Source organism: Marinobacter salsuginis (assembly GCF_009617755.1).
Classification (GTDB): domain Bacteria; phylum Pseudomonadota; class Gammaproteobacteria; order Pseudomonadales; family Oleiphilaceae; genus Marinobacter; species Marinobacter salsuginis.
On record NZ_BGZH01000001.1, the window covers coordinates 2176934 to 2199094 of the forward strand.

The 22161-nt window shown below is 58.3% G+C and carries 19 protein-coding genes; 12 read left to right on the forward strand and 7 right to left on the reverse strand.

Features of this window, described 5'->3' with window-relative positions; genetic code table 11:
* Positions 1-76: 76 nt before the first annotated feature.
* Both GJU83_RS09875 and GJU83_RS09880 read left to right on the forward strand, forming a co-directional pair.
* On the forward strand, positions 77-1099 hold the full coding sequence (locus GJU83_RS09875) for a Fe(3+) ABC transporter substrate-binding protein (protein WP_136630440.1): 1023 nt from the start codon (positions 77-79) through the stop codon (positions 1097-1099).
* A gap of 144 nt (positions 1100-1243) precedes the next feature.
* Entirely contained in the window at positions 1244-1936 is a 693-nt protein-coding gene (locus GJU83_RS09880) for a TVP38/TMEM64 family protein (RefSeq protein ID WP_153634206.1), read from the forward strand.
* Between the two features lie 7 nt (positions 1937-1943).
* Here the strand turns inward: GJU83_RS09880 and GJU83_RS09885 are convergent, their stop codons facing one another.
* A complete protein-coding gene (locus GJU83_RS09885) occupies positions 1944-3125 on the reverse strand; it encodes an ADP-ribosylglycohydrolase family protein (protein ID WP_153634207.1) in 1182 nt (393 codons plus the stop codon).
* A gap of 321 nt (positions 3126-3446) precedes the next feature.
* Here GJU83_RS09885 and GJU83_RS09890 point away from each other — a divergent pair, with 321 nt between their 5' ends.
* From GJU83_RS09890 to GJU83_RS09925, 8 genes are all read left to right on the forward strand, one after another.
* On the forward strand, positions 3447-5642 hold the full coding sequence (locus GJU83_RS09890; protein ID WP_153634208.1) for a dihydrolipoyl dehydrogenase family protein: 2196 nt from the start codon (positions 3447-3449) through the stop codon (positions 5640-5642).
* 79 nt (positions 5643-5721) lie between these two features.
* The gene (locus tag GJU83_RS09895) at positions 5722-6693 is read left to right on the forward strand and encodes a radical SAM protein (protein WP_153634209.1); all 972 of its coding nucleotides are present in this window, start codon (positions 5722-5724) and stop codon (positions 6691-6693) included.
* A gap of 182 nt (positions 6694-6875) precedes the next feature.
* Positions 6876-8279 carry a sodium:solute symporter family transporter gene (locus tag GJU83_RS09900; protein ID WP_153634210.1) on the forward strand — a complete coding sequence of 468 codons (1404 nt, stop codon included), beginning with the start codon at positions 6876-6878 and terminating at the stop codon, positions 8277-8279.
* Positions 8280-8283: 4 nt separating this feature from the next.
* Positions 8284-9234, forward strand: coding sequence for a metallophosphoesterase family protein (locus GJU83_RS09905; protein ID WP_153634211.1), 951 nt, complete (start codon positions 8284-8286; stop codon positions 9232-9234).
* Positions 9235-9382: 148 nt separating this feature from the next.
* Complete coding sequence (gene ectA / locus GJU83_RS09910) at positions 9383-9898, forward strand: diaminobutyrate acetyltransferase (RefSeq protein ID WP_069182533.1); 516 nt, start codon at positions 9383-9385, stop codon at positions 9896-9898.
* A gap of 207 nt (positions 9899-10105) precedes the next feature.
* On the forward strand, positions 10106-11374 hold the full coding sequence (gene ectB / locus GJU83_RS09915) for a diaminobutyrate--2-oxoglutarate transaminase (protein ID WP_136630431.1): 1269 nt from the start codon (positions 10106-10108) through the stop codon (positions 11372-11374).
* 50 nt (positions 11375-11424) lie between these two features.
* On the forward strand, positions 11425-12867 hold the full coding sequence (locus GJU83_RS09920; protein ID WP_153634212.1) for an aspartate kinase: 1443 nt from the start codon (positions 11425-11427) through the stop codon (positions 12865-12867).
* A gap of 138 nt (positions 12868-13005) precedes the next feature.
* Complete coding sequence (locus GJU83_RS09925) at positions 13006-14004, forward strand: sigma-70 family RNA polymerase sigma factor (RefSeq protein ID WP_153634213.1); 999 nt, start codon at positions 13006-13008, stop codon at positions 14002-14004.
* A gap of 33 nt (positions 14005-14037) precedes the next feature.
* Here GJU83_RS09925 and GJU83_RS09930 read toward each other — a convergent pair whose 3' ends face one another.
* Genes GJU83_RS09930 through pdxH form a run of 5 tightly spaced genes read right to left on the reverse strand, consistent with a single transcriptional unit; the run spans position 14038 to position 16833 of the window.
* Positions 14038-14496 carry a DUF3429 domain-containing protein gene (locus tag GJU83_RS09930; protein WP_153634214.1) on the reverse strand — a complete coding sequence of 153 codons (459 nt, stop codon included), beginning with the start codon at positions 14494-14496 and terminating at the stop codon, positions 14038-14040.
* Positions 14493-14798, reverse strand: a complete 306-nt coding sequence (locus tag GJU83_RS09935; protein ID WP_069182537.1) for a DUF6482 family protein — start codon at positions 14796-14798, stop codon at positions 14493-14495. The genes GJU83_RS09930 and GJU83_RS09935 overlap by 4 nt, the downstream gene beginning before the upstream one ends.
* A 57-nt stretch (positions 14799-14855) precedes the next feature.
* Positions 14856-15437 (reverse strand): DNA-3-methyladenine glycosylase I, encoded by a 582-nt coding sequence (locus tag GJU83_RS09940; protein ID WP_153634215.1) that lies wholly within the window; start codon positions 15435-15437, stop codon positions 14856-14858.
* A 33-nt stretch (positions 15438-15470) separates the two neighbouring features.
* Positions 15471-16229, reverse strand: coding sequence for a 4'-phosphopantetheinyl transferase family protein (locus GJU83_RS09945; protein ID WP_153634216.1), 759 nt, complete (start codon positions 16227-16229; stop codon positions 15471-15473).
* Positions 16198-16833 carry a pyridoxamine 5'-phosphate oxidase gene (gene pdxH / locus GJU83_RS09950; protein WP_153634217.1) on the reverse strand — a complete coding sequence of 212 codons (636 nt, stop codon included), beginning with the start codon at positions 16831-16833 and terminating at the stop codon, positions 16198-16200. Before pdxH ends, GJU83_RS09945 begins: the two co-directional genes overlap by 32 nt.
* Before the next feature lie 233 nt (positions 16834-17066).
* Here pdxH and GJU83_RS09955 point away from each other — a divergent pair, with 233 nt between their 5' ends.
* Both GJU83_RS09955 and GJU83_RS09960 read left to right on the forward strand, forming a co-directional pair.
* On the forward strand, positions 17067-18353 hold the full coding sequence (locus GJU83_RS09955; RefSeq protein ID WP_153634218.1) for an MHYT domain-containing protein: 1287 nt from the start codon (positions 17067-17069) through the stop codon (positions 18351-18353).
* A 79-nt stretch (positions 18354-18432) separates the two neighbouring features.
* Positions 18433-21258 carry a DUF748 domain-containing protein gene (locus tag GJU83_RS09960; protein ID WP_153634433.1) on the forward strand — a complete coding sequence of 942 codons (2826 nt, stop codon included), beginning with the start codon at positions 18433-18435 and terminating at the stop codon, positions 21256-21258.
* A 2-nt stretch (positions 21259-21260) separates the two neighbouring features.
* Here the strand turns inward: GJU83_RS09960 and GJU83_RS09965 are convergent, their stop codons facing one another.
* Entirely contained in the window at positions 21261-22085 is an 825-nt protein-coding gene (locus tag GJU83_RS09965) for a substrate-binding periplasmic protein (protein ID WP_227514445.1), read from the reverse strand.
* Positions 22086-22161 lie beyond the last annotated feature (76 nt).

Genomic DNA, 22161 nt, shown 5'->3' on the forward strand with positions numbered 1-22161 from the left:
AAAGTTGGGTCTAATCGCCGTAAATACAAATCGTTATCACCATTAATAACGCTCAACAACCAAGGAGATTGATCCCGTGGTATCTCATAAAGCGAAGCTGGCGGCCTCTGCACTGGCGACAACTCTGGCGGCAACCAGTGTATCTGCGAGTGAAGTGAACCTGTACTCGGCACGGCATTACGATTCCGACCAGGCCATTTACAATGCCTTCACTGAGGAAACCGGCATCAAGGTTAACCTGATCGAAGGCAAGTCCGACGCTCTCATCCAGCGGATCAAGCGCGAGGGCGTCGCCAGCCCCGCTGATATCCTGATCACGGTTGATGCGGGCAATCTCTGGCGTGCGGACCAGGAGGGCATTTTTCAGCCGGTTGATTCTGAAACCCTGAACAGCCGTCTTCCGGACTCCCTGCGTCATCCCGAAGGTCACTGGTTCGGTTTCAGTCAGCGCCTGCGTGTGATCTACTACGATCGCTCTGATTTCGATCCGTCCCAGATCAGCCAATACGAAGACCTGGCAAAGCCCGAGTTCAAGGGCGAGATCTGCATCCGCTCTTCCAGCAACATTTATAACCAGTCCCTGCTGGCCAGCCTGGTCGAGTACCACGGCACTGAAGGCGCACAGGAATGGGCCCAGGGTGTTGTCGACAACATGGCCCGTGATCCCCAGGGCGGTGACACTGACCAGATTCGTGCCGTCGCTGCCGGTGAATGTAACCTGGCCGTGGGCAACCACTACTACTATGCGCGCCTGCTGAACTCCGACGATGTTGCCGATCGTGAAGTGGCCCGTGAGGTTGGCATTATCTTCCCGAACCAGGACGGCCGTGGCGTACACGCCAACATCGGTGGTGCAGGTGTGGTAGCCACTGCACCGAACAAGGACAACGCGGTTCGTTTCCTGGAGTTCCTGTCCTCCGATACCGCCCAGCAGATCTTTGCTGAAAGCAACCACGAATTCCCGGCGGTAGAAGGCGTACTGAAGAACCCGGTACTGGATTCCTGGGGCAACCTGAACATTGATGACATCAATGTCAGCGTTCTGGGGACCAACAACCCGGAAGCGGTGAAAATCTTCGACCGTGTAGGCTGGCGTTAATTGTAATGCCGCAGCACTGATTCGATAGCAGTTTCGAACGGCTGCGTCCTGAAGGGCCGGGTGTCGGTATGGCATCCGGCCTTTTGCGTTCTGGAGGGCAATGGTATTGCTTACTGTTTTGGGTATAGCGCGTAGAATAGCTGCATGACCCGTTCGCAGTTGGTTTTCCGTTTCTCCCTTCTGGCAATTGTCGCGCTACTGATGGCGGCGATCTGGTTTTTGCTGCGGAACCTCGGCATGCCCGCCAGTTTTACTCCGTCGGTGCTGTCCGACTGGTTTTCCAGCCAGGGCGCTCTTGGGCCGGTATTACTGATGCTTCTGATGATTCTCGCGGTGGTGGTGGGCCCGATCCCCACCTTGCCGATAAGCGCGGCCTCTGGCCTGGTTTACGGCATGTTCCATGGGACAGTGATTGCCGTGGTTGGCGCCCTGGCGGGTTCGCTTGTCGCGTTTTATCTGGCCCGGGTGCTCGGGCGGGATGCTGTTCAGCAGAAGCTTGAAAACAATCCGGTATTCTCGGCTCGCGGTTCGCAGCGGTTCCTGTTCATCGCCGTTTTCCTGACCCGGCTCATTCCGCTGTTCTCTTTTGCGCTGATCAGCTATGCAGCCGGCGTAACTGCCATACACCTGTGGCGGTATGCCTTGGCCACCTTGCTGGGAATGCTGCCGATGACGTTTGTCTTCGCCGGCCTCGGCCATACCTTCGAACTGAATCCCACCTTGACCGTCGTGGCTGCCGCCACGGTACTGTTGGTGATGAGCACATTGCCCCTGTATCTTCGCCGACGCCCGCACTCCCGGCTATCCCGCTGGCTGCAGCTGGATGGAAGGATCTGATTCCTGCTCAGAATTCTCGATTGCCCAGAAGAGACTCGATATCCCGATAGACGGTCGCAGCTTCCGTTACCCGGGCCAGCCAGCTCAAAGGGACGCCGCTCTCACTGCCAACACCGTGAATGGCCGCCATGGCAGGGCCAATGAGCCACGCCCTTCCGCAGGAGTCACCGCCACAATGAATATTGGCGCGGATGGCCTCTACGTAGCTCCCTGCATGAGTAAGGATGTGAAAAATCACGGGCATCGCTTCCTGCAGATAACAGGTTCGACCAAAGGTTCCTCCAGCAGCCACACCGTCCAGTTGCGCGGACGCTCGTGCTTGCTCCAGGGATTCCTGCTCCGGTGCTTCGGCAGAGGCAGCGTTCATGGCTGCTGAAAGCCCTTCGCCGCGAAAGAGCCGATCCAGAAGCACCGCTGCGCATTTCGCCCAGGCGACGGCAACGTCGTTGTCGTTGGTGACCCTGACAGCGGCTTCAGTTACATCCAGAAGTTCGCTTTTACCGCAGTAGGCGGCCACCAGTGGTGGCAGTTTCGACACCGCCGGCAGTTGCATATCGTCTGCGCCACTTTCCCGCACCATATGCCGGTCGATGGTTTCTGCCAGGTGCACGCCGGCTTCCTGTACGTCCGAAGCCTCGTAAGTCAGACTGATGGCCTCGCGAACTGGCTGGGCCAGTTGGCCACCGCTCAGGCGGCGGGTGTAGGGCATGACTTTCTGAACCAATATCCGTTTCTGCTTTTCAGTCAGCCCAGCGGGCATGGTGGCTTGCGCCTGCTCAACGGCCCTGCGCTCGATGGCGTTGAAATTCTCCAGCGTGATTCGCGTGGGGTTATCGATGAATCCCCGCCACTGGCCCCCGGGGCCGAAGAAAGAACGAAACCGGCGTTGGTAATCCCGGATGTCCAGGTTGCCGTTATTGGCCAGAAGGCTGTCGGTGAGCACGCCAGTGGCAGCGCCATAGTGGCTGACATCACCAATGTCCTTGCCCTCATGGGCAAAGTAACCGAAGCCCTTGGTGTAATAGTCTGCCTTTGGTGGCAGGAATTCCGGTGCTTCGCCGCCAACCTCAGCGATACGCTCAGGGTTGTAGAGCCAGTGCAGGCCCAGGCTTGCGGCGTCTGCGACCCAGCCTCCGGCCAGGGCTGCGGTGATAGCGGCTTTTCTCTCGTTCGGAAGCTTGCTGACCATTGGGAGTCCTTTATGTTCGGTTTGTGAGTCCGCCCCGGAGGGTTATTCGATAGCTTCGCGGCTCTGGACTGTTTTCTTTTATGAGCAATTGTTCAAGAATGGTAGTAAGTTAGGGAATCGGTCAATAAATTTCCCGCTAATTCCAAAGTGTGTACGTGATCAAATTGTTAGATATTCATGAGCATTCGTTGACACAATGCGCTCCTGATCCACGTACAACAACGGTAAGCCGATAACGAACTTCGAGCCAGCGCCTGGTGTAACACCTTCCCGGTCCGGGTGTCTCTTCGTTATCACGTTCAAGGTAGAAAGGATTTTTTCATGACACTCAAGAAATGGATTCTGGTCGCGCTGATCGCGGCTGTGGTCACCGGGTTTATCGCCAGTGGCGGGAGTGAGCTCCTGACTCTCGAAAATCTGAAAGAAAACCAGCAGTCTCTCGGTAACTGGATTGATCAGAATCTGTTGGTTGCGGTGCTGGGCTTTGTCGCTGTTTATATCGTGGTAACGGCGCTTTCGCTCCCCGGTGCTACCATCATGACCCTGGCCGGTGGTGCCTTTTTTGGCAATCTCTACGGTCTGGCTGCCGTTTCGATTGCGTCAACCATCGGCGCCTCACTCGCATTTCTTGAGGCCAGGTTCCTGATGCGGGATACCCTGCGCAAGCGCTACGGCGAGACGGTGGCCAAGATGGACCGGGGCATTGAAAAAGATGGTGCTTTCTACCTGGCAACCCTGCGCCTGGTGCCGGTTTTCCCCTTCTTCCTGATCAACCTGGCCATGGGCCTGACGGCCATGAAGCTTCGCACCTACGCACTGGTAAGCTGGATTGCCATGCTTCCGGGTACGTTTGTTTACGTGAACGCCGGTACCCAGCTGGGCCAGATCCAGTCCACCGGCGACATTGTCTCGGCCGACCTGGTGTTGTCCTTTGCCCTGCTGGGCCTGTTCCCGCTGATCGCCAAGTTTGTGGTGGGCTTTATCCGCCGCCGGAAGGTGTACGCCGGCTGGCAGAAACCCGGGCATTTTGATTACAACCTGCTGGTCATCGGCGGTGGCTCAGCCGGTCTGGTCTCCGCGTACATTGCAGCTGCAGTGAAAGCCAAGGTGGCCCTGATAGAGAAACACAAGATGGGTGGCGATTGCCTGAATACCGGCTGCGTGCCCTCCAAGGCCCTGATCCGCAGCGCTAAAGCCGCGGATACCCTGCGCCACGCCAATCGGTACGGGCTGGAGTCGGTGCCGGTTAAAGGATCGTTCAAGACCATCATGAACCGGGTCAAGGATGTTATTGCGAAAGTTGAGCCCCACGACTCTCCGGAGCGCTACCGCAAGTTGGGAGTGGACTGCATTGCCGGCGAAGCCAGCTTTGTGTCGCCCTGGGAGCTTGAGGTCCGGCACAACGATGGCCGCACGGAGCGCCTGACCGCCCGCAGTATCGTTGTTGCTACTGGGGGCAAGCCGGCCGTACCTCCGATCCCCGGTCTCAATGACATGCAGCCGCTGACGTCCGATAACCTGTGGGAGCTGGAAGAACAGCCCGAGCGTCTGTTGGTGCTGGGCGGTGGTCCGATTGGCTCCGAACTCGCCCATGCGTTTGCCCGCCTGGGCAGCAAGGTGACCCAGGTGGAAATGGGCGAGCGCATTCTGGCCAGGGAAGATGAGGATGTCTCCGAACTGGTTCTGAAGCAGTTCCAGGCGGACGGCGTGGATGTCCGGCTGAAACATTCCGCCGCCGAGTTCCGTATAGAGGAAGGAGAGAAGGTTGCGTACTGCGAGCATGACGGTGAGCGGGTACGCATCCCCTTCGACCAGGTTCTCGTGGCGGTTGGCCGTGCGGCCAACACCGCCGGCCTGAACCTCGAACGGATTGGTGTGGATACCCTGCCGAACGGCACCGTGCCGGTGGAGGAGGACATGAGCCTGCGCTACCCGAACGTATTCGCCTGCGGCGATGTGGCTGGCCCGTACCAGTTCACCCATGCAGCGGCGCATCAGGCCTGGTATGCAGCGGTGAACGGTCTTTTCGGGCAGTTCAAACGCTTCACGGTGGACTACCGGGTGATGCCGTGGGTTACTTTTACTTCGCCGGAAGTGGCGCGGGTAGGGCTTAGCGAAGCCGAAGCAAAAGCGCAGGGTGTCGCCTACGAAGTGACCCGTTATGGTATCGACGACCTGGACCGGGCCATTGCGGAGAGTGAGGACCACGGCTTCATCAAGGTTCTGACCCCGCCGGGCAAGGACAAGATCCTGGGTGCTGTGGTGGTAGGCACACACGCAGGCGAAATCCTGGCCGAATTTACCCTGGCGATGAAACACGGCCTGGGCCTCAACAAGATTCTGGGCACCATTCATCCGTACCCGACCTGGAACGAGTCGGCCAAATACGCCGCCGGCGAATGGAAACGCGCTCATGCCCCCGAAGGCATCCTGAAGCTGCTGGAAAAGCTCCATGGCTGGCGCCGGGGCAGGGGTGGAAACGAGCCGACTAAGCAAAAAGAAGTGACGACAAGCTGAGGCCCTACGGCTATGACTGAACCAAACGGGCATCGCCCCTGTCTCTGCCCCTGGAATTCTGTACAAGCGAGGAGCATTCATGCCCCTGACTGAAGTTCGACCGGCCCGGAAAAATCGCATTCCGGCCGTGGAAGTCCTGGAACCCCGGGCCCGCGACAGCTGGACCCACACCCGCAACGGCGACCCTCGGGGTTACATCGATGCGGACAAGCTCAAAGAACTCTGGATCCACACCGGCACCGCCTGCAACCTGGCCTGCCCGTTCTGCCTGGAGGGTTCGCATCCGGGTGATGGCCGCATTCCGGGCATGAAGCTCAGTGATGTAAAGCCGTTTATCCACGAAGCCATCGACATGGGTGTGGAGCAGTTTTCCTTCACCGGTGGCGAGCCCTTTGTGATCCGGGATTTCGTGAACATCCTGGATTACGCCAGTCAGCACCGGCCCTGCTTCGTGCTCACCAACGCCACCGAGCCACTGCACAAACGCCAGCATCAGGTGTTGCCGTTGCTGGACAACCCCTACCCGATCCATTTCCGGGTCAGCCTGGATTTCCCCGACCGGGCCCGGCACGACAAGGACCGCGGCGACGGCAGCTTTGATGAAGCCCTCCAGGGCATCCGTTGGCTGATTGAACAGGGCTTCAAGGTGTCCATTGCCCGCCAGACCGACCCGGAGGAAATCCTTGCGGACGTCGAAGCCGCGTTCCGTGAGATCTTCCGGGAATGGGGCATTCCGGAGAACCTGGCGTTTACCGCGTTTCCGGATCTGGGGACGCCTGGTTCCGAAGACGGCAGCCCGGAGATTACCGAGACGTGTATGGAGAAGTATCCGACGAAGGAATCCCGGTCGCACTTTATGTGCACCTATACGCGGATGCTTGTGAAGAAGGGCGATCAGGTTCGGGTGTATGCCTGCACGCTGGTGGATGATGACCCGCAGTATGACCTGGGGGGGACGCTGGCTGAGAGTATGGATGAGCGGATTATGTTGCGGCATCACCGGTGTTTTTCCTGTTACCGCTTTGGGGCCAGTTGTTCGGCTCCTGCCTGAGTTTTGGTTCTGGGCCTCTTAGGACTGATGGCTGGTCATTGGCGGCCTGGGAGGTGAGATTTTTTTCCCTTGGGAAAAACAACTCGCTTCGCTCAGACATCTTTTTCCTGTCCCGAAAGGCACCCAAACCAGAAACCCCGGAATAAGCCCCGGAAGACGACAAAGAACAAAGGAAAGAAAACATGAACTTCACAGAGGCCTCCCTGTTCTGGGGTTTCCTGCTGGTCTACGGCGTGGTGATGTATGTGCTGTCGCCCAAGAGCAAGAACGCGAACTCTTTTTATAAGGGCGCCGATGACCAGGGTAACCCGGTGGGTCAGTGGTCGTTGACGGCGAGTATTTTTATCAGCTGGATCTTTGCCAAGTCGGTGACCAATGCGGCGAACCTGGGTGCGGCTTATGGTGTGGTGGGCGGTCTGGCTTATGCCAGTTACTGGCTGTCGATTCCGGTGGCGGGCTATGTCATCTACCTGATCCGGACGCAGACCGGAGCCAAGAGTCTGCAGGATTTCCTAACTTCTCGTTTTGGTCGGCTGGCGAGCCTGGCGTTTGCGGCGGCGATTCTGATCCGTTTGTATAACGAGGTCTGGAGTAACACTGCGGTGGTGGGCGGCTATTTCGGGCTGCCCGGTGAGTGGGAGTATTACGCGGCGGCGATGTTGTTTACGGTGTTTACGCTTGCCTACAGCCTGAAGGGTGGGCTGCGGTCGTCGATTTTTACCGATGTGATTCAGGCGTTCGTGTTTGTGTTCTTTGTGGGGGCGGTGTTGTTCCTCATCATCCCCGCCAACGATACCAGTGCCTTGCTGACAAATGGCGAGTTCCGGCTCAATGCCGGTTTTGATCTCTTGCTGGTCGCGCTGCTGCAGCTGTTCAGCTATCCCTTCCACGATCCGGTGCTGACCGACCGGGGCTTTGTGAACAAAGAAAAGACCATGCTCAAGAGCTTTGTGGTGGCCGGGCTGCTGGGCTTCGTGGCGGTGTTTATCTTCAGTCTGGTGGGTGTCCATGCCCGGCTTAACGGCATTGAGGCCATGGGTAACGCGCCCGCGGCAGTAGGTCAGTCTCTGGGGCTGGCGGCGTTGTTCTTCATGAGTGTGGTGATGATGACCTCGGCCGGTTCCACTCTGGATTCCACCTTTACCTCGCTGGCCAAGTCGCTGGCGGTCGATCTGCCCCGGCTGGCGCAACGTGCCTCTGACAAGCTGCCGAGTATGAGGGTGGGTGCTGTGGTGATGGTGATCTTTGCGTTCCTGGGTAACCTGCCGATGTTTGCCGGTACCGATATCCTCAAGGCCACCACTATCTCCGGGACGATGGTGATGGGCCTGGCGCCGGTGTTCCTGTTCTACGGTTTCACCAAGTGGTCGCCCTGGAGTTTCCATTTGAGTTTCTGGACCGGTCTGGGCCTGGGCGTGTTGCTGGCGGTTGGTCTGATTCCGGCAAGCTGGGCCATTGGCGATGGCAAGTACGCCATGTTGCTGGGCGTGAACGCCTATGGCTTTCTGATCTGTACGGCCGGCTTCTTTGCGCCCCTGTTGCTTCGACGGCTTGCCGGGCGCTCCCTGGCAGCGGGTGAGGCCTGAGATTATGAGCGAAGGTCGCAGCTGTCCACTGGCGTACCGCTATTCTGCCGAAGATCTGTGTCAGGAGCCGCGCACTGTCTCCGAGGACGTGCTCTATATCATCGGCGGGCTCTATGGGAATCCCTGGGCCCTGGATGAGATCGAACAGATGGCGCTGGCGGAGGAGCGGCAGGGACACCGGGTGAAGCTGGTGTTCAATGGCGATTTCAACTGGTTCAACGCCAGCGACAGCTTGTTCCGGGCCATCAATAATCGGGTGCTGGATCACACGGTTTCCCTTGGCAATGTGGATTACGAACTGGCGAACCCCAGCGCCGGTGCCGGTTGTGGCTGTGCCTATCCGGATTTTGTTGATCAGGGCGTGGTGGAACGCTCGAACCGGATCATGGAACGGCTCCAGGGTATTGCCGTCGAGCATCCGGATATCCAGCGGCGATTGTCATTTTTACCAAGGTATCGCTGCCTGATCTTTGGAGGCCTAAAGGTTTTGGTGGTGCACGGGGACCTGGACTCCCTGGCCGGTTGGGGTCTGGCTCACGAATCCTTTACCGAGGGGAACGACGGCAAGCTTACCGAGTGGTTCCTGGCCTCGGGGGCCGATGTAATTGCCTCCACCCACACCTGCCTGCCGGTGCTCTGGTCCGGGCTGGTGGGTGAGCAGAGCCGGGTGGTGGTGAACAACGGCTCTGCGGGCATGGGCAACCTGCAGTCTGATCCGCGTGGGCTGATTACCCGGATCGGCTTCTCCAGCCCCGTCACTGAGCCTGTTGCCGGCATTGAGCGGCACGGGCTGAATGTGTCACTGCTGCCGGTGTGCTATTCCCTTGAGGCCTGGTTGCCGGAGTTTGACCGGTTATGGCCGGCCGGCTCGCCCGCCGCCGTGTCCTATCGGAACCGGATTCGGAATGGCACCTCCCTGCATGCCGACGATGTGATTTTCCCTTCATCAATTTAACGATTTTGTCACTGGCGAATGCTTCAATCCGGTCTATTCTGAAAGAGTGAGCTGGGGCCTTGCCGTGGGCGGGTTCCGGGGCCAACTTGAAATATATTTTGTGGTCTATATAATTCACCACTACCTTTTGCCACGAACTGATCACGTTATGACATCAGAAGGATCGAATACCACCGCCATCACGCTTCGCACACCGGTGAAGGATGATGGCTACAGGCTCCACCAGCTGGTGGCAGAATGCCCGCCGCTGGACCCCAACTCGATTTACTGCAACCTGTTGCAGTGCAGCCACTTTGCCGAAACCGGCGTGGCCGCGGAGAAGGAAGGCGATCTGGTCGGCTTTATCTCCGGATACATCCCTCCCCAACAGCCCGAAACCGTGTTTGTCTGGCAGGTGGCGGTTCACGAAAAAGGTCGTGGACAGGGCCTCGCCAAGCGGATGCTGAAAGAAATCGTTGGTCGTGATGCGTGCAAGAACGTCACCCACATGGAGACGACCATCACAGAAGACAACGAGGCCTCATGGGCGCTGTTCCGTTCATTCGCCCGTGATATGGGAGCTGAGCTCACCTACCACGAGCACTTCGAGAAAGAGACTCACTTCGGCGGAAACCATGATTCCGAGTTTCTGCTGCGTATCGGGCCTTTCACGAAGCCAGTCTGAGAGCCGCGGTCCAGGATCGGCCCCGTCATCTGATCGCGGGGCTGTGAACGACTGTAAAGCTGTGATTTGAATTAGCCGGCAGACCACTGAGGTAGGTCTGTCAAAAGGCTTTAATCAACGCACGGTGGGCCTTTTACGAACTCATCCGTAAGTATTGCTAAGCCGCCGCGCATCTACCTCGAACCTGACATGCTAAGAGGCAAGACGATGGAAATTTTCAAGTCGACTGAATCCGAAGTACGTGTATACAGCCGTGCGTTTCCGGTTATCTTCAACCGCGCCAAGAACGCGCATCTGTATACCGAAGATGGCAAGGAATACCTGGACTTTCTCGCTGGCGCCGGTTCCCTGAACTACGGCCACAACAACGATACCCTGAAGAAAGCACTGCTTGAATACATCGAGGCAGATGGCGTAAGCCAGGGCCTGGACATGTTTACCACGGCCAAGCACGACTTCATGGAAGCCTATAAGAAGCACATCCTGGATCCCCGCGGCCTGGACTACAAAATGCAGTTTACCGGCCCCACCGGCACCAACTGTGTCGAAGCGGCCCTGAAACTGGCCCGCAAGGTGAAAGGCCGCAGTGGGATTATTTCCTTCACCAATGGTTTCCACGGCGTCACCATGGGTGCCGTTGCCACCACCGGTAACAAGCACCACCGGGGCGGTGTTGGTACGCCGCTGGGTAATGTCGACTTCATGTTCTATGACGGCTACCTGGGCGATGATGTCGATACCCTGGCGATCATGGACAAACTGCTGAGCGACGGCTCTTCGGGCTTCGAACTGCCAGCGGCGGTGATTGTGGAAGCCGTCCAGGGCGAGGGTGGTCTGAACGCCTGTCGCGCGGAATGGCTGAAGGGTCTGTCTGAGCTTTGCAAGAAGCACGACATCCTGCTGATTCTGGATGACATCCAGGCGGGTAATGGCCGCACCGGTGAGTTCTTCAGTTTTGAATTCGCCGGCATCAAGCCGGACATCGTAACGGTTTCCAAGTCCCTCAGTGGCTATGGTCTGCCAATGGCGCTGGTGTTGTTCAAGCCGGAGCTGGATGTCTGGGATCCGGGCGAGCACAACGGTACCTTCCGTGGTAACAACATGGCTTTCATCACTGCCCGTGCCGCGGTTGAGAACTACTGGAAGGACGACGCCTTCGCCAACGAGGTCAAGGCCAAGACCAAGGTGCTGGGCGATGCGCTGCAGGCGATTTGCGACAAGTACCCCGGTCAGTTCAAAATGAAGGGGCGCGGTTTGATGCGTGGTATTGAAGCAACCCACGCGGACATCACAGGCCCGATTACCAAACGTGCCTTCGAGCACGGCCTGATCATCGAGACCAGTGGTCCGAATGATGAAGTCATCAAGTGCCTGATGCCGTTGACGACCAGCGAGGAAGACCTGAAGAAAGGGGCTGCCCTGCTGGCGAAAAGTGTGGACGAAATCATGCAGGAAGGGCTCAGCGAGGCGTCGTAAGGCGCCCGCACTTCCGGACATACATGCTGCAGGATAGCAAAGGCAAGATTATGACCAGCCAACTACATACCGTTGAAAAAATCGGCGGCACCTCGATGAGCAACTACGAGGCCGTCCGTGACAATATCATTATCGGTAATCGCAAGAAGGACAATCTGTACCAGCGCATTTTTGTGGTCTCTGCCTACGGTGGCGTGACCAACGAGTTGCTGGAACACAAGAAGACCGGTGAGCCGGGCGTCTATGCCCTGTTTGCGGATGCCGAGTCGGACTGGGCCTGGGGCGACGACCTCACCAAATTGGTCAAGTTTCTGACTGATATCAACGGTGAGCTGTTCGAAGACCCGATGCTCAAGCAGCAGGCGGACCAGTTCATCACCGACCGCATCGAGGGTGTGCGGGGCTGCCTGATCGACCTGCAGCGCCTGTGTTCCTACGGCCAGTTCCAGCTGGAAGAGCATCTGCTCACTGTACGTGAAATGCTGGCCGGCATCGGTGAGGCCCACAGTGCCTTCAACACCGCCCTGAAGCTCCAGCAGGAAGGCATCAATGCCCGCTTCGTGGATCTGACCGGCTGGCGCGACAACGAGCTGCTGCCGCTTGACGAGAAGCTCAAGCAGGCCTTCGATGCCGTGGACCTGAGCCGCGAACTGCCGATCGTGACCGGTTATGCCCAGTGTAAAGAAGGTCTGATGCGGACCTTCGACCGCGGCTACAGTGAGATGACCTTCAGCCGGGTGGCCGTGATCACCGAGGCCCGCGAGGCGATCATCCACAAGGAATACCATCTGAGCTCTGCCGATCCCAACATCGTTGGCGCGGACAAGGTGGTACCCCTGGGCCGCACCAACTACGACGTGGCAGACCAGCTGGCCAACCTGGGCATGGAGGCGATCCATCCCCGCGCCGGCAAGGGCATGCGCCAGAACGAGATTCCGCTGCGGGTGATGAATACCTTTGAACCGGAGCACACCGGTACCCTGATCACCGGCGATTACGTCAGTGAGAAACCCCAGGTGGAGATCATTGCCGGCGCCAAGGGTGTGTTTGCCGTGGAAGTGTTCGATCAGGACATGCAGGGCGAGCCCGGTTCCGACCGCCGTATCCTGGATGTGTTGAGCCGTTTCAAGGTTCGGTTCCTGTCCAAGGACACCAACGCCAACACCATCACCCATTACGTGGGCAGCACGCTCAAACACGTCAAGCGGGTGGTCAAGGCGCTGAAGGAAGAGTTCCCCAATGCCGAGATCAACACCCGGAAAGTGGCTGTGGTTTCGGCGATCGGCAGCGATATGAAGGTTCCGGGCATTCTGTCCCGCTCCGTCAAGGCGCTGGCTGATGAGGAAATCAGCGTTCTGGCGTTGCACCAGTGCATGCGTCAGGTGGATATCCAGTTTGTGGTGGATGAGGATGACTACGAGAAGGCGATCGTAGCTCTGCACGGCGTACTCATCGAGCCTCATAACCACGAGTACGCCATTGTCGCAGCCTGAGCTGCCATAGCTTTGCAGGCGATGCCCACAGGCCGACCGCTCGTGTCGCCTGTGGGTTTTTACTGACCCTCCCCCGGTAAATCCATCAGCTTCTCCACGTCGTATTCCCTGATGTAAATTTTGACCGGTACCTTAGCCATGCGAACGACTGAACGGCTGGGACCGTCTCCGACAATGCCCAACGATGGTGAAAGGGATTCCCTGGTCGGGCTGTACTTCAGGGATGCGTCCCGGTATGAACTGCTGACAGACGAGGCTGAACGCCGCCTCTCCCGCAAACTGACTCTGTGTTACCAAATCATCAGTACCGAACTGGCCCTGCCGGAGGAAACCCCGCAGACGTTTCGGGAAGTGATTGGTAGCCTCGGAGATGCCTGTGCGTTTTCCTCCCGATGTCGTCGGGCGTTCCACCTCGCCACGGCCTGCCGGCGCAAGCTCATCCAGAGCAACCTGCGCCTGGCGGTGCACATCGCCCGTCGCTACGGGCAGCACGGCATCCCCATGTCAGACCTGATTCAGGATGCGAACGTGGGCCTGATCAAGGCCGTGGAGCGGTTTGATCCCACCAAGGGCTTCCGCTTCTCGACCTACGCCTACTGGTGGATCAGTGAGGAGGTCAAACGCTGCCTGCAGCGCGGCACCCGTCTGGTGCATACGCCGGAAAACGTGGTGGATGAAATCCGTCAGCTGCAGAAGCTGTCTTTGAGGCTGCACCAGAGCCTGGGCCGGACGCCGTCCCAGACCGAGCTGGCCCGCGAGATGGAAGCCAGCCCGTCCAGGATTGGCGAACTGAGAGCCCTGGCGACCAGGGAGCTGTCTACGGACGTTCCGCTGGTGGAAGACGGTTCGGTCACCCTTGGCGATAGCCTGGACGCCGGCGATCAGATGGCGCCCGATCACCCGATGTCTGATCGCGATCGTCGACGGACGCTCAAATCCATGCTCAGCGAGCTGAGTGATCGGGAGAAGGACATCCTGTCGCGTCGCTACGGTCTTGGTCTGCCGGAACCGGAAACGCTGCAGGTGATCTCCGATGATCTTGGTATCAGCCGGGAGCGGGTGCGCCAGATTGAGAAGACCGCATTGAGGAAACTGCAAAGTCGCTACGAAACACCTGAAGACGCCTTTGGAGCCTGATCGTCCATCAGGCTCCGCACTTCCCGGAAAGGCTCAGTGCGCCGCGTGGAGAAGGAAAAACCAGGCGGCCGCTGTGAGCTGACAAACCACGACCACCGAGGTAAGAAGAAGTCGAAGCCGCAAATACCACGCGGGCCAGTAAACCTTCATCCAGCGAGCATCCACCATGTAGAGCGCCAGATAGGCGATGGTGTAGAGCACAATCTGACCGGTTACCGGCAACAGCAAGCCGAGGCCTGCTGAGACAAAAAATACCTGGCTAAGCAGTATGGTAACGATGGGCGACAGGGGATAGGAGCAGTTGTCCAACTGCATGGCAATGGGCCAGTAGACGCCAGCCATGAAGGCCAGGATGCCGGCACTGTACAGATAGAAATAGCCCAACAGCGCCACGCTGTACTGAGGCATCAAGAACAGCCCTGCGAGAAGGCCGATAAAAGGAACCAGCCCCGCGATGCCAACAAGGATGGCGAGTCTTGCTACTGCAATCACGGTTTCTGCCTCTGAACCCGGATTCTCATGGGTTCAACTTCTGAGGGTTCCATGCCAACCATTTCGTGGTAGGCGGAAGGGTGCACAACCTGGGTTTCACGGATATCAAACGAAGCCAGGGTATCCTGGATTTGCCAGGCGCTTCGGAACAGTGAGGTAGTGCCGTTTTTTTCAGAGAGCAGCAGAGGTTGGTCATCAATGCTGAGGCGCGCCATGTAATGTTGGCCCTCAAGCGAAAGGATCTCAAGCAGGTCGATAACCGGACTCTGCATGCTTCTGAGTTGGTCGAGGGTGATTCGCACAGACAAGCTCCGTGGTTCATAACACTCCAGAACTTACGACCCCTCAGCCTATTGAGATCATTGGCTCAGTAAATAGCACTCCCGATGTTGTGGGCACGCCACCAGATGGTCGTTCACCATGCCCGTTGCCTGCATAAACGCGTAGACGATGGTAGGACCGACAAAGGTGAACCCGGCGCGTTTCAGGGCTTTCGACATGGCTTCGGATTCCGGCGTGGCCGTGGGAACCTCGGAAAAGGAGCGCCAGCGGTTCTGGATTGGCTGGTGTTCAACGAAGGACCAGAGAAAGTCACTGAACCCTGTGCCTTTATCACGCAAATCCAGATAGCCACGGGCATTCTTGATGATTGACTGTACCTTGAGCCGGTTGCGGATAATGCCCGGGTCGCTGAGCAGCGCCTCAACCGTGCTCTCGTCGTATTGCACGATCTTTTCCGGATCGAAGTGATCGTAAGCCGCGCGATAGTTCTCCTGTTTTCGCAGGATGGTGATCCAGCTCAGGCCGGCCTGTTGACCGTCCAGGCAGAGTTTTTCGAACAAGGCGAGATCGTCGTATTCGGGGCGGCCCCACACGGTGTCGTGATAGTGCACGTAGAGTGGGTCGTCGCCACACCATGGGCAGCGTTCCGGGGTGTCCATAAACTGACCTGTTTTATCTGTGTCTGGCCCGAATCACGGGGTTTTGCAACGGATAGTGCGCTGGAACAGTGGCTCCCAGGAGGCCTCGATGGGTTCCGCATCCACCAGTGAGAAATCGTGGGGCGGCGGTTCAAGCAAGGTAATTTCCGGCCATACCGGCCGGCTTCCCCGAAACACCACGGTTACCAGGTAGCCCTCAATGTAGCAGCAGGCGGCTTGCCAGTCCTGTTCCGGCTGGTCGCCGTAGATCTCGAAATTCTTGCGCACCTCCAGGGTCTGGAGGTTGCCGGCAATGCCGCGCCCGGTTGCCTTCAGCCAGGCTTCTTTGAGGGTCCAGACCTTGAGGAAGGTATTCGAGTCGTCTTCCCGGAACAGCCATTCCTGTTCGACCGGGGAGAACCAGCGTTTGACCACTTTCTGCCACTGGGCATGGCGCTGGCAGGGCTCGAGATCCAGCCCGATGGCTGAGTCTGCCCGAGTGGCGCAGGCGGAGAGGCCCTGGCTATGGCTGAGAGACAACCGCCAGCCTTCGGGCGTACCGGAAGCGTTAGGGCGGCCGGCCACCGGGCAGCAATGGTTGGGCGGAACCATGGCGGATTTGCCAATGGCCTGGCGAATAAGCCAGCGACTGGACAGGTATTCCCGCTCCCGGGGACCACTGAATTTGCCTACGGTCTCGCGTTCATAGTCGGTCAGCCAGGCCGGGTGGGCGATCTCGGGCCCATCTGTCTGGTGGCAAAGCCAGACAGATGGGCGGTTATCAGGGCTGAAGTCGTTGGATGAGCCAGCCATCGCCGTCCCTCACATATTCAAAGCGGTCATGGAGCCGGCTGGGCCGGCCCTGCCAGAACTCGATACGGTCGGGGACAATGCGATAACCACCCCAGAAACTTGGGAGGGGCACTTCGCCGTCACTGAATTTGCGTTTGATTTCGGCCACCTTCTGTTCGAGCAGCCCTCGGGACGTGATGGCCTTGCTCTGTTCGGATACCCAGGCGCCAATCTGACTGCCCCGGGGGCGTGATGCAAAGTAGCGCAGGGATTCTGCCTTGCTTACCTTCTCAACGGCGCCCTGGATCCGTACCTGACGATTCAGTCCGATCCAGGGAAATAGCAGGGCTGCCTGGGGGTTCTCTTCCATTTCCCGCGCCTTCCGGCTGCCGTAGTTGGTGTAGAAGACAAAACCCTCGTCGTCGAAGTATTTCAGCAAGACCGTGCGCAGGTCCGGCATGCCATCCTGACCTGTGGTCGCCAGCGACATGGCGTTGGGCTCGAGAATGCCTGCCTCCCGGGCATCTTCAAACCAGACCTGGAACTGCTTGACCGGATTACTGTCCAGCGCATCGCGATCCAGCCCTTCACTCTCGAAATCACGACGCATATCGCCGATATCCATAATGCTCCCTCTCATTCGAGTTTTACTGGCCCGGGATAAATACGATTCCGAAGCATATCGGGTTCAGGCCTGTCTGTCAGCGATGCTTATGTCGGAGACGGTTACATAAAGCCAACAATAAAATGAGACCCAATTCACACTTAGCCCGTATCTAACCTGACGTTGATGTAGGTCAGCATTGAGCAACCGGGAAATCTGACCCGTTCAAACACACCAATAAAAGGTCGAACGAGATGATGTCCGAATACGATTTGCCCCTTGTGGCTGCTTCCTTTCTGGTCGCTGTGCTGGCTGCATACGCTGCCCTGTTCTTCGGCGCCAGGTTGACCAACGCCAAAGACGGCGAGCGTCGAAAATGGCTGGCCGCTGGAGCCGTGTTGATGGGAACCGGCGTCTGGACCATGCACTTTGTCGGAATGCGTGCTATGCCGATGGATGTCGCCATGACGTTCGATGTCCTGATGACGGCGGTTTCGTGGCTCGCGGCTGTGGTTGCCTCCGGCATTGCCCTGCATATTATTGGGCGGGAGCGATTGGGAGCGCCTCTGTTTGCTGGTGCGACGCTCTTCATGGCCGGCGGCATTGTTGTCATGCATTACCTGGGAATGTACGCGATGCGAATGTCGGCACCGCCAGCATTCAATATCGGGTTTCTTGCCGTTTCCATCTTGATTGCTGTCGTCGCTTCCGGTGCCGCGCTTGCCCTGTGCCGCAAGTTGCAGGACATGGACGGAGCAGGATCCCTGGCCATTCAGTTTGTGGCTGCACTGGCTATGGCTGCGGCAATCTGTGGCATGCACTACACCGGCATGATGGCGATGACTTTTCCTGAAGGTGCTGTTCCTGCAGTGGATAACGGCCTGCGCGGGGACTGGATGGGCATCCCGCTGGCCGTTTTCTGCATTGCGCTGCTTGCTGTCGCGTTGGTGGTCACTGTCCTGGATGTGAAACATCAGCGTGACGTTGCAGTGCGCAAAGCCGAAGAAGATCAGCGAGTGGCAGAGCTGGCTTTTGTAGACACGGTTACTGGCCTACCCAACCGTTCAGCACTGGAGGAACGACTGCTGGATATCCTTGCCCGGGACAACGCCGGCGGTAACCCGTTTGCCCTGATTTATCTGGATATTGCCAACTTCCGGGAGCTTTCCAGCGGCATGGGTGAGGAATCGCTGAATACGGTGGTCAAGGAAATCAGTGCGGCGCTGCTGGACCAGATGTCGGACCCGGTCTATTTGGCCCGGTATTCAGCCAGCGCCTTCTTTGCTCTGGTGCCCGATCATGAGGACAGCCAGCACGCGTTCATGTACAAACGGCTCCGCCAGATCAACGAGCGTATTGGTACTCCGGCTATGCCGGTTACCTGGCGTGTCGGCCAGTCTGCTTACCTGGCAACCGGAAATTCCACGCGCAAGCTGGTCCGCGCTGCCATGGTACCAAGAGACCCCGAAGAGATTGGCCAGTTTTCCAACATGGTCACGGACCCGGAGCTGGTGTTACCGGGTCATAAGCTCCAGAGCTGACAAACTGGCACAAGGCCGACTATCCTTGTGGACAGGCAGGTGGGCAAGATTGCCCCGGGAATCCGCCGGTTATAAGGAGATGTCTGTGGCCCAGAGCCGTAAAAGCAGTCGCATGCCCAGGAATCTGTTGATCGGATTCCTGGCACTTCTGATTCTGTACACCCTGGCAGGGTTCCTGCTGCTTCCCTGGTGGCTGGAGCGGCTGGTGCCAGAGCAGCTGGACCAGCGCATGGGCTGGCAGGCAGAAATCACCGATATCCGTACCAATCCCTTTACCCTTCGGGTAGAAGCTCTGGGACTGTCTGCGGCCGATGCGGATGGCGAGCAGGTGGTTGGCTTTGACCGGCTCATGGTGGACATGAATTTTTTCCAGCTGATTCGCGGAATTGCCGGTTTTGAAGGTATTCAGCTGGACGAGCCTTACGTTCGGGTAGACCTCCTGGAGGATTACAGCGTTAATTTTGCCAGGGACTGGCAGGCGGCCAATCCGAAGGCCGTTCAGGACGAGCGCCCGTCCGCGCAAGCCGAGGAAACCGGCCCACCCAGGCTCTATTTTGGTCAAATTGCGCTGAACGGCGGCGAAATGCTGTTCCGGGACTTCACCAAGCAGGAAATGGCAGAGTTTCGGATTACCGCGCTGGATCTGACACTGAACGACCTCGCCACCTGGCAACGGGAAGGGCAGGACAGCGATTACTCCCTGCTGGCGGCTTTGGGTAGCCAGACGGTCGAGTGGCAAGGGGATCTGAGTGTCGCGCCATTCTATTCCAACGGTACCCTCAAAGTGTCGGCGGTGGGCTATGAAACCCTGGCGCACTTTCTGGCGCCGTTTTTCCCCTACGACCTGCGTGGCGGCAGCGTTACTCTCAGCTCGGACTATGAAATCCAGGCCGGAGACGCCTTTTACCTGGAAACGACCAACGGTCAGCTGAAACTCGAGAATCTTGCCGTCGCCCTGGATGAGCAGAGTGATCAGGCCAGGCTGACGAACGCCCTGCTGTCGGTGGATGCCATCGGTTTCGACCTCAACCGGAGGGAGGTCCGTATCGGCCAGGTGTCCCTGGACAAGCTCGATCTCGCCCTGGCGCGCAGTGCAGCGGGGGAAATCGACTGGTTGGCGCCGCTGGCCTCCGAACAGGGAGAGGCTGAAAGCGCAGACGACGCATCGTCTGCCGGGCAGCCGTTCCGCTGGTCAGTCGCGGGCCTGGCGCTCTCCGACGGTCGGGTTTTCTGGCAGGACAGTCAGCCGGAGACGGCGGCTGAAATTGCTCTTGAGCAACTCTCGGTTTCGGTAGGGCGGATAAGTCACGAGCTGGAGGAACCGGTTACTTACGAAGCCCGGGGAACCCTGGCCAGTGGTGGGCAGTTGTCGCTGAATGGCCAGGTTACGCCCGCGCCATTTACCCTGGAAGCGGCCATATCCGGGAGCGGTGTCGCGCTGGCGGCCTTCGAGCCATACGTGCAGGAGGGCGCCAACCTCGCCATAACCAACGGTACTCTGGGCCTCGATGGCAATCTGGACCTCGATGGCCAACAGGACCCGCTCACCGGCACCTTCAGCGGAACTGCGGAAGTGGCCGGCCTGGACCTGAAACTGCCTGACAGTTCCGGATCGCTGGTGTCATGGCAAACGTTGCGCCTGGCGCCGATTGAATACAACGTCCACCCTGCCCGGTTGGAAATCGGCACCGTGACCCTGGCCCAGCCGAGGATCAACATTGTCCGCAATACCGACAGCGTCCATAACGTGGAGCGCATTGCCAAGGGGGCCGGTTCCGCCGGGGAACAAGAACCGGCCCCGGAGGCCGCAGAGGGAACCGGCGACTCCGAGCCCGAATTCATTTTCCGCATTGGACAGCTGATGCTTGAGAACGGTGAGCTGGCCTACACCGATCGTACGCTGGATCCCGCCTTCACCACATCGTTTGGTGAGCTGAATGGCAGCGTAACCGGATTGAGCAACATTTCCCCGCAGCAGGGCAAGGTATCCATAAGGGGCCGGGTCGGCGGCGTGGCGGACCTCGATTTTGAAGGCACCATTGGGACCCTCGGCACCGAGGATGTCAGCGATCTCCGGTTGATCATGCAGGATCTGTCGCTACCGGCGCTGTCGCCGTATTTCGGGCGATACCTGGGCTACGGCGTGGACAGTGGCAAGCTGAATCTTAACCTGGATTACGAGATTGCCGGCTCACGAATCGATGCCTCCAACCTGGTGGTGATGGATCGGCTGGAACTGGGCTCCGCCATAGCCAGCGACGACGCCGTCAATGCGCCGGTCAAACTGGGTCTGGCCCTGCTCAGGGACAGCAAAGGGGTTATTGAAGTGGACCTGCCGATCAGCGGCGACCTGTCCGACCCGGACTTCAGTGTCGGCAAGGTGGTGATGCGGGCATTCGTAAATCTGTTGGCGAAGGCCGCGGCGTCACCGTTCAGTATGCTTGGTTCGATTGCGGAGCTGGCCGGGTTGAGCGGGGAAGAGTTGAGCAAGGTGAGCTTTGTTCCCGGCAGTATCCAGCTGGCCGAGGGTGAGGCCGAAAAGCTGGCGGCGTTGGCGGACGCCTTGCTGGAACGCCCGGACCTGTTGCTGAATATTCGGGGTAATGTTGAGCCCCAGGCTGACGGACTTGCGCTGTTGCGGGACGATCTGACCGCTGGTGGTGAACAGGAACTGTCCGAGGAAGAGTGGCAGGAGGCCCGGGAAGCCTATCTGGCCGGTGAGCGGTCACTGGCGCCGGAAGCATTGAGTAACCTGGCCTCCTCACGAGGGGTAACCTTGCGGAATGTCCTGCAGCAAACGCACGGAGTACCGGCTGATCAGCTATTCCTGCTCGATCCGGCCCGTAATGCCGAAGTGGGTGGCGAAGGTAACGTGATCGTCGCCTTTAACCTGGATGTGCGTTGACCTCAGGGTGCCTCGAAGCTGGTCAGAAAGCCCGCTGGTAACTGGAGCCCCCAGTTTTCGACGAGTTGCCGGTATCGGCCATTGTCCACCAGTGGCGCCAACAGTTCGAGCATCTGGTCTGCACTGGCGGCGCCGCCCTTCCGGGCAATGATCCTGAGCTGGTAGCGCTGGTCCGGTTCACTCGATATCAGCAGTTTGTCCCAGTCTTCCGGATGCCTGGCCAGGTGCCGCTGCAGGTAGGAGTGACTGACAATCGCAACTTCCGCAACGGAAGGCCGATCGGCCTTTATCAGATTTATGTTGCGGCTGTGGCTGTCGGAAAATTCGATGTCGAATTTCTGCTCCAGCACGGACTTGTCGGTTTCGTACCCGGTAAAACCGTAGTGATAGCCGGAAATAGCGACGATGGATCGCTTGTTCAGATCATCGAAGAATGAGGAATCTCTGCCGTCCTTTTTGAGAGCAACGTACAGTTCTTCGTCAGCCAGGATTGGGCGGGTAATGTCTACCTCTTTCTGAGTCCAGCCCCAGTCGGGGCTTTCAAAGAAGATGACGTCATAGAGACCGGCATCAAAATCCAGATAGCGGCGCTTGGGCGAGGTATGAAAGACCCGGAAGGAGACCGTTGGGTGGGCGTATTCGAGTTCCTGAAGCAGATCGCCCAGCAGGCCTGTGGCTTGCCCGTTGTCGTCAACATTGGCAATCGGAGGAAAGTGGTAAACGCCCACAGTGATTTCGGTTTCGTTTGCATGAACCAACCCCGCTGCCAGCGTAATGGCGGCAGCAAGGATGGCCAGTAGTCTCCGTATATGGGGTCGAGCGGACACAATATTCCCGGTTATGTAACAATTGAGTACGTATTCAGAATAGCACGGGGATTTTGTGCACCTGAAGCAAAAGATT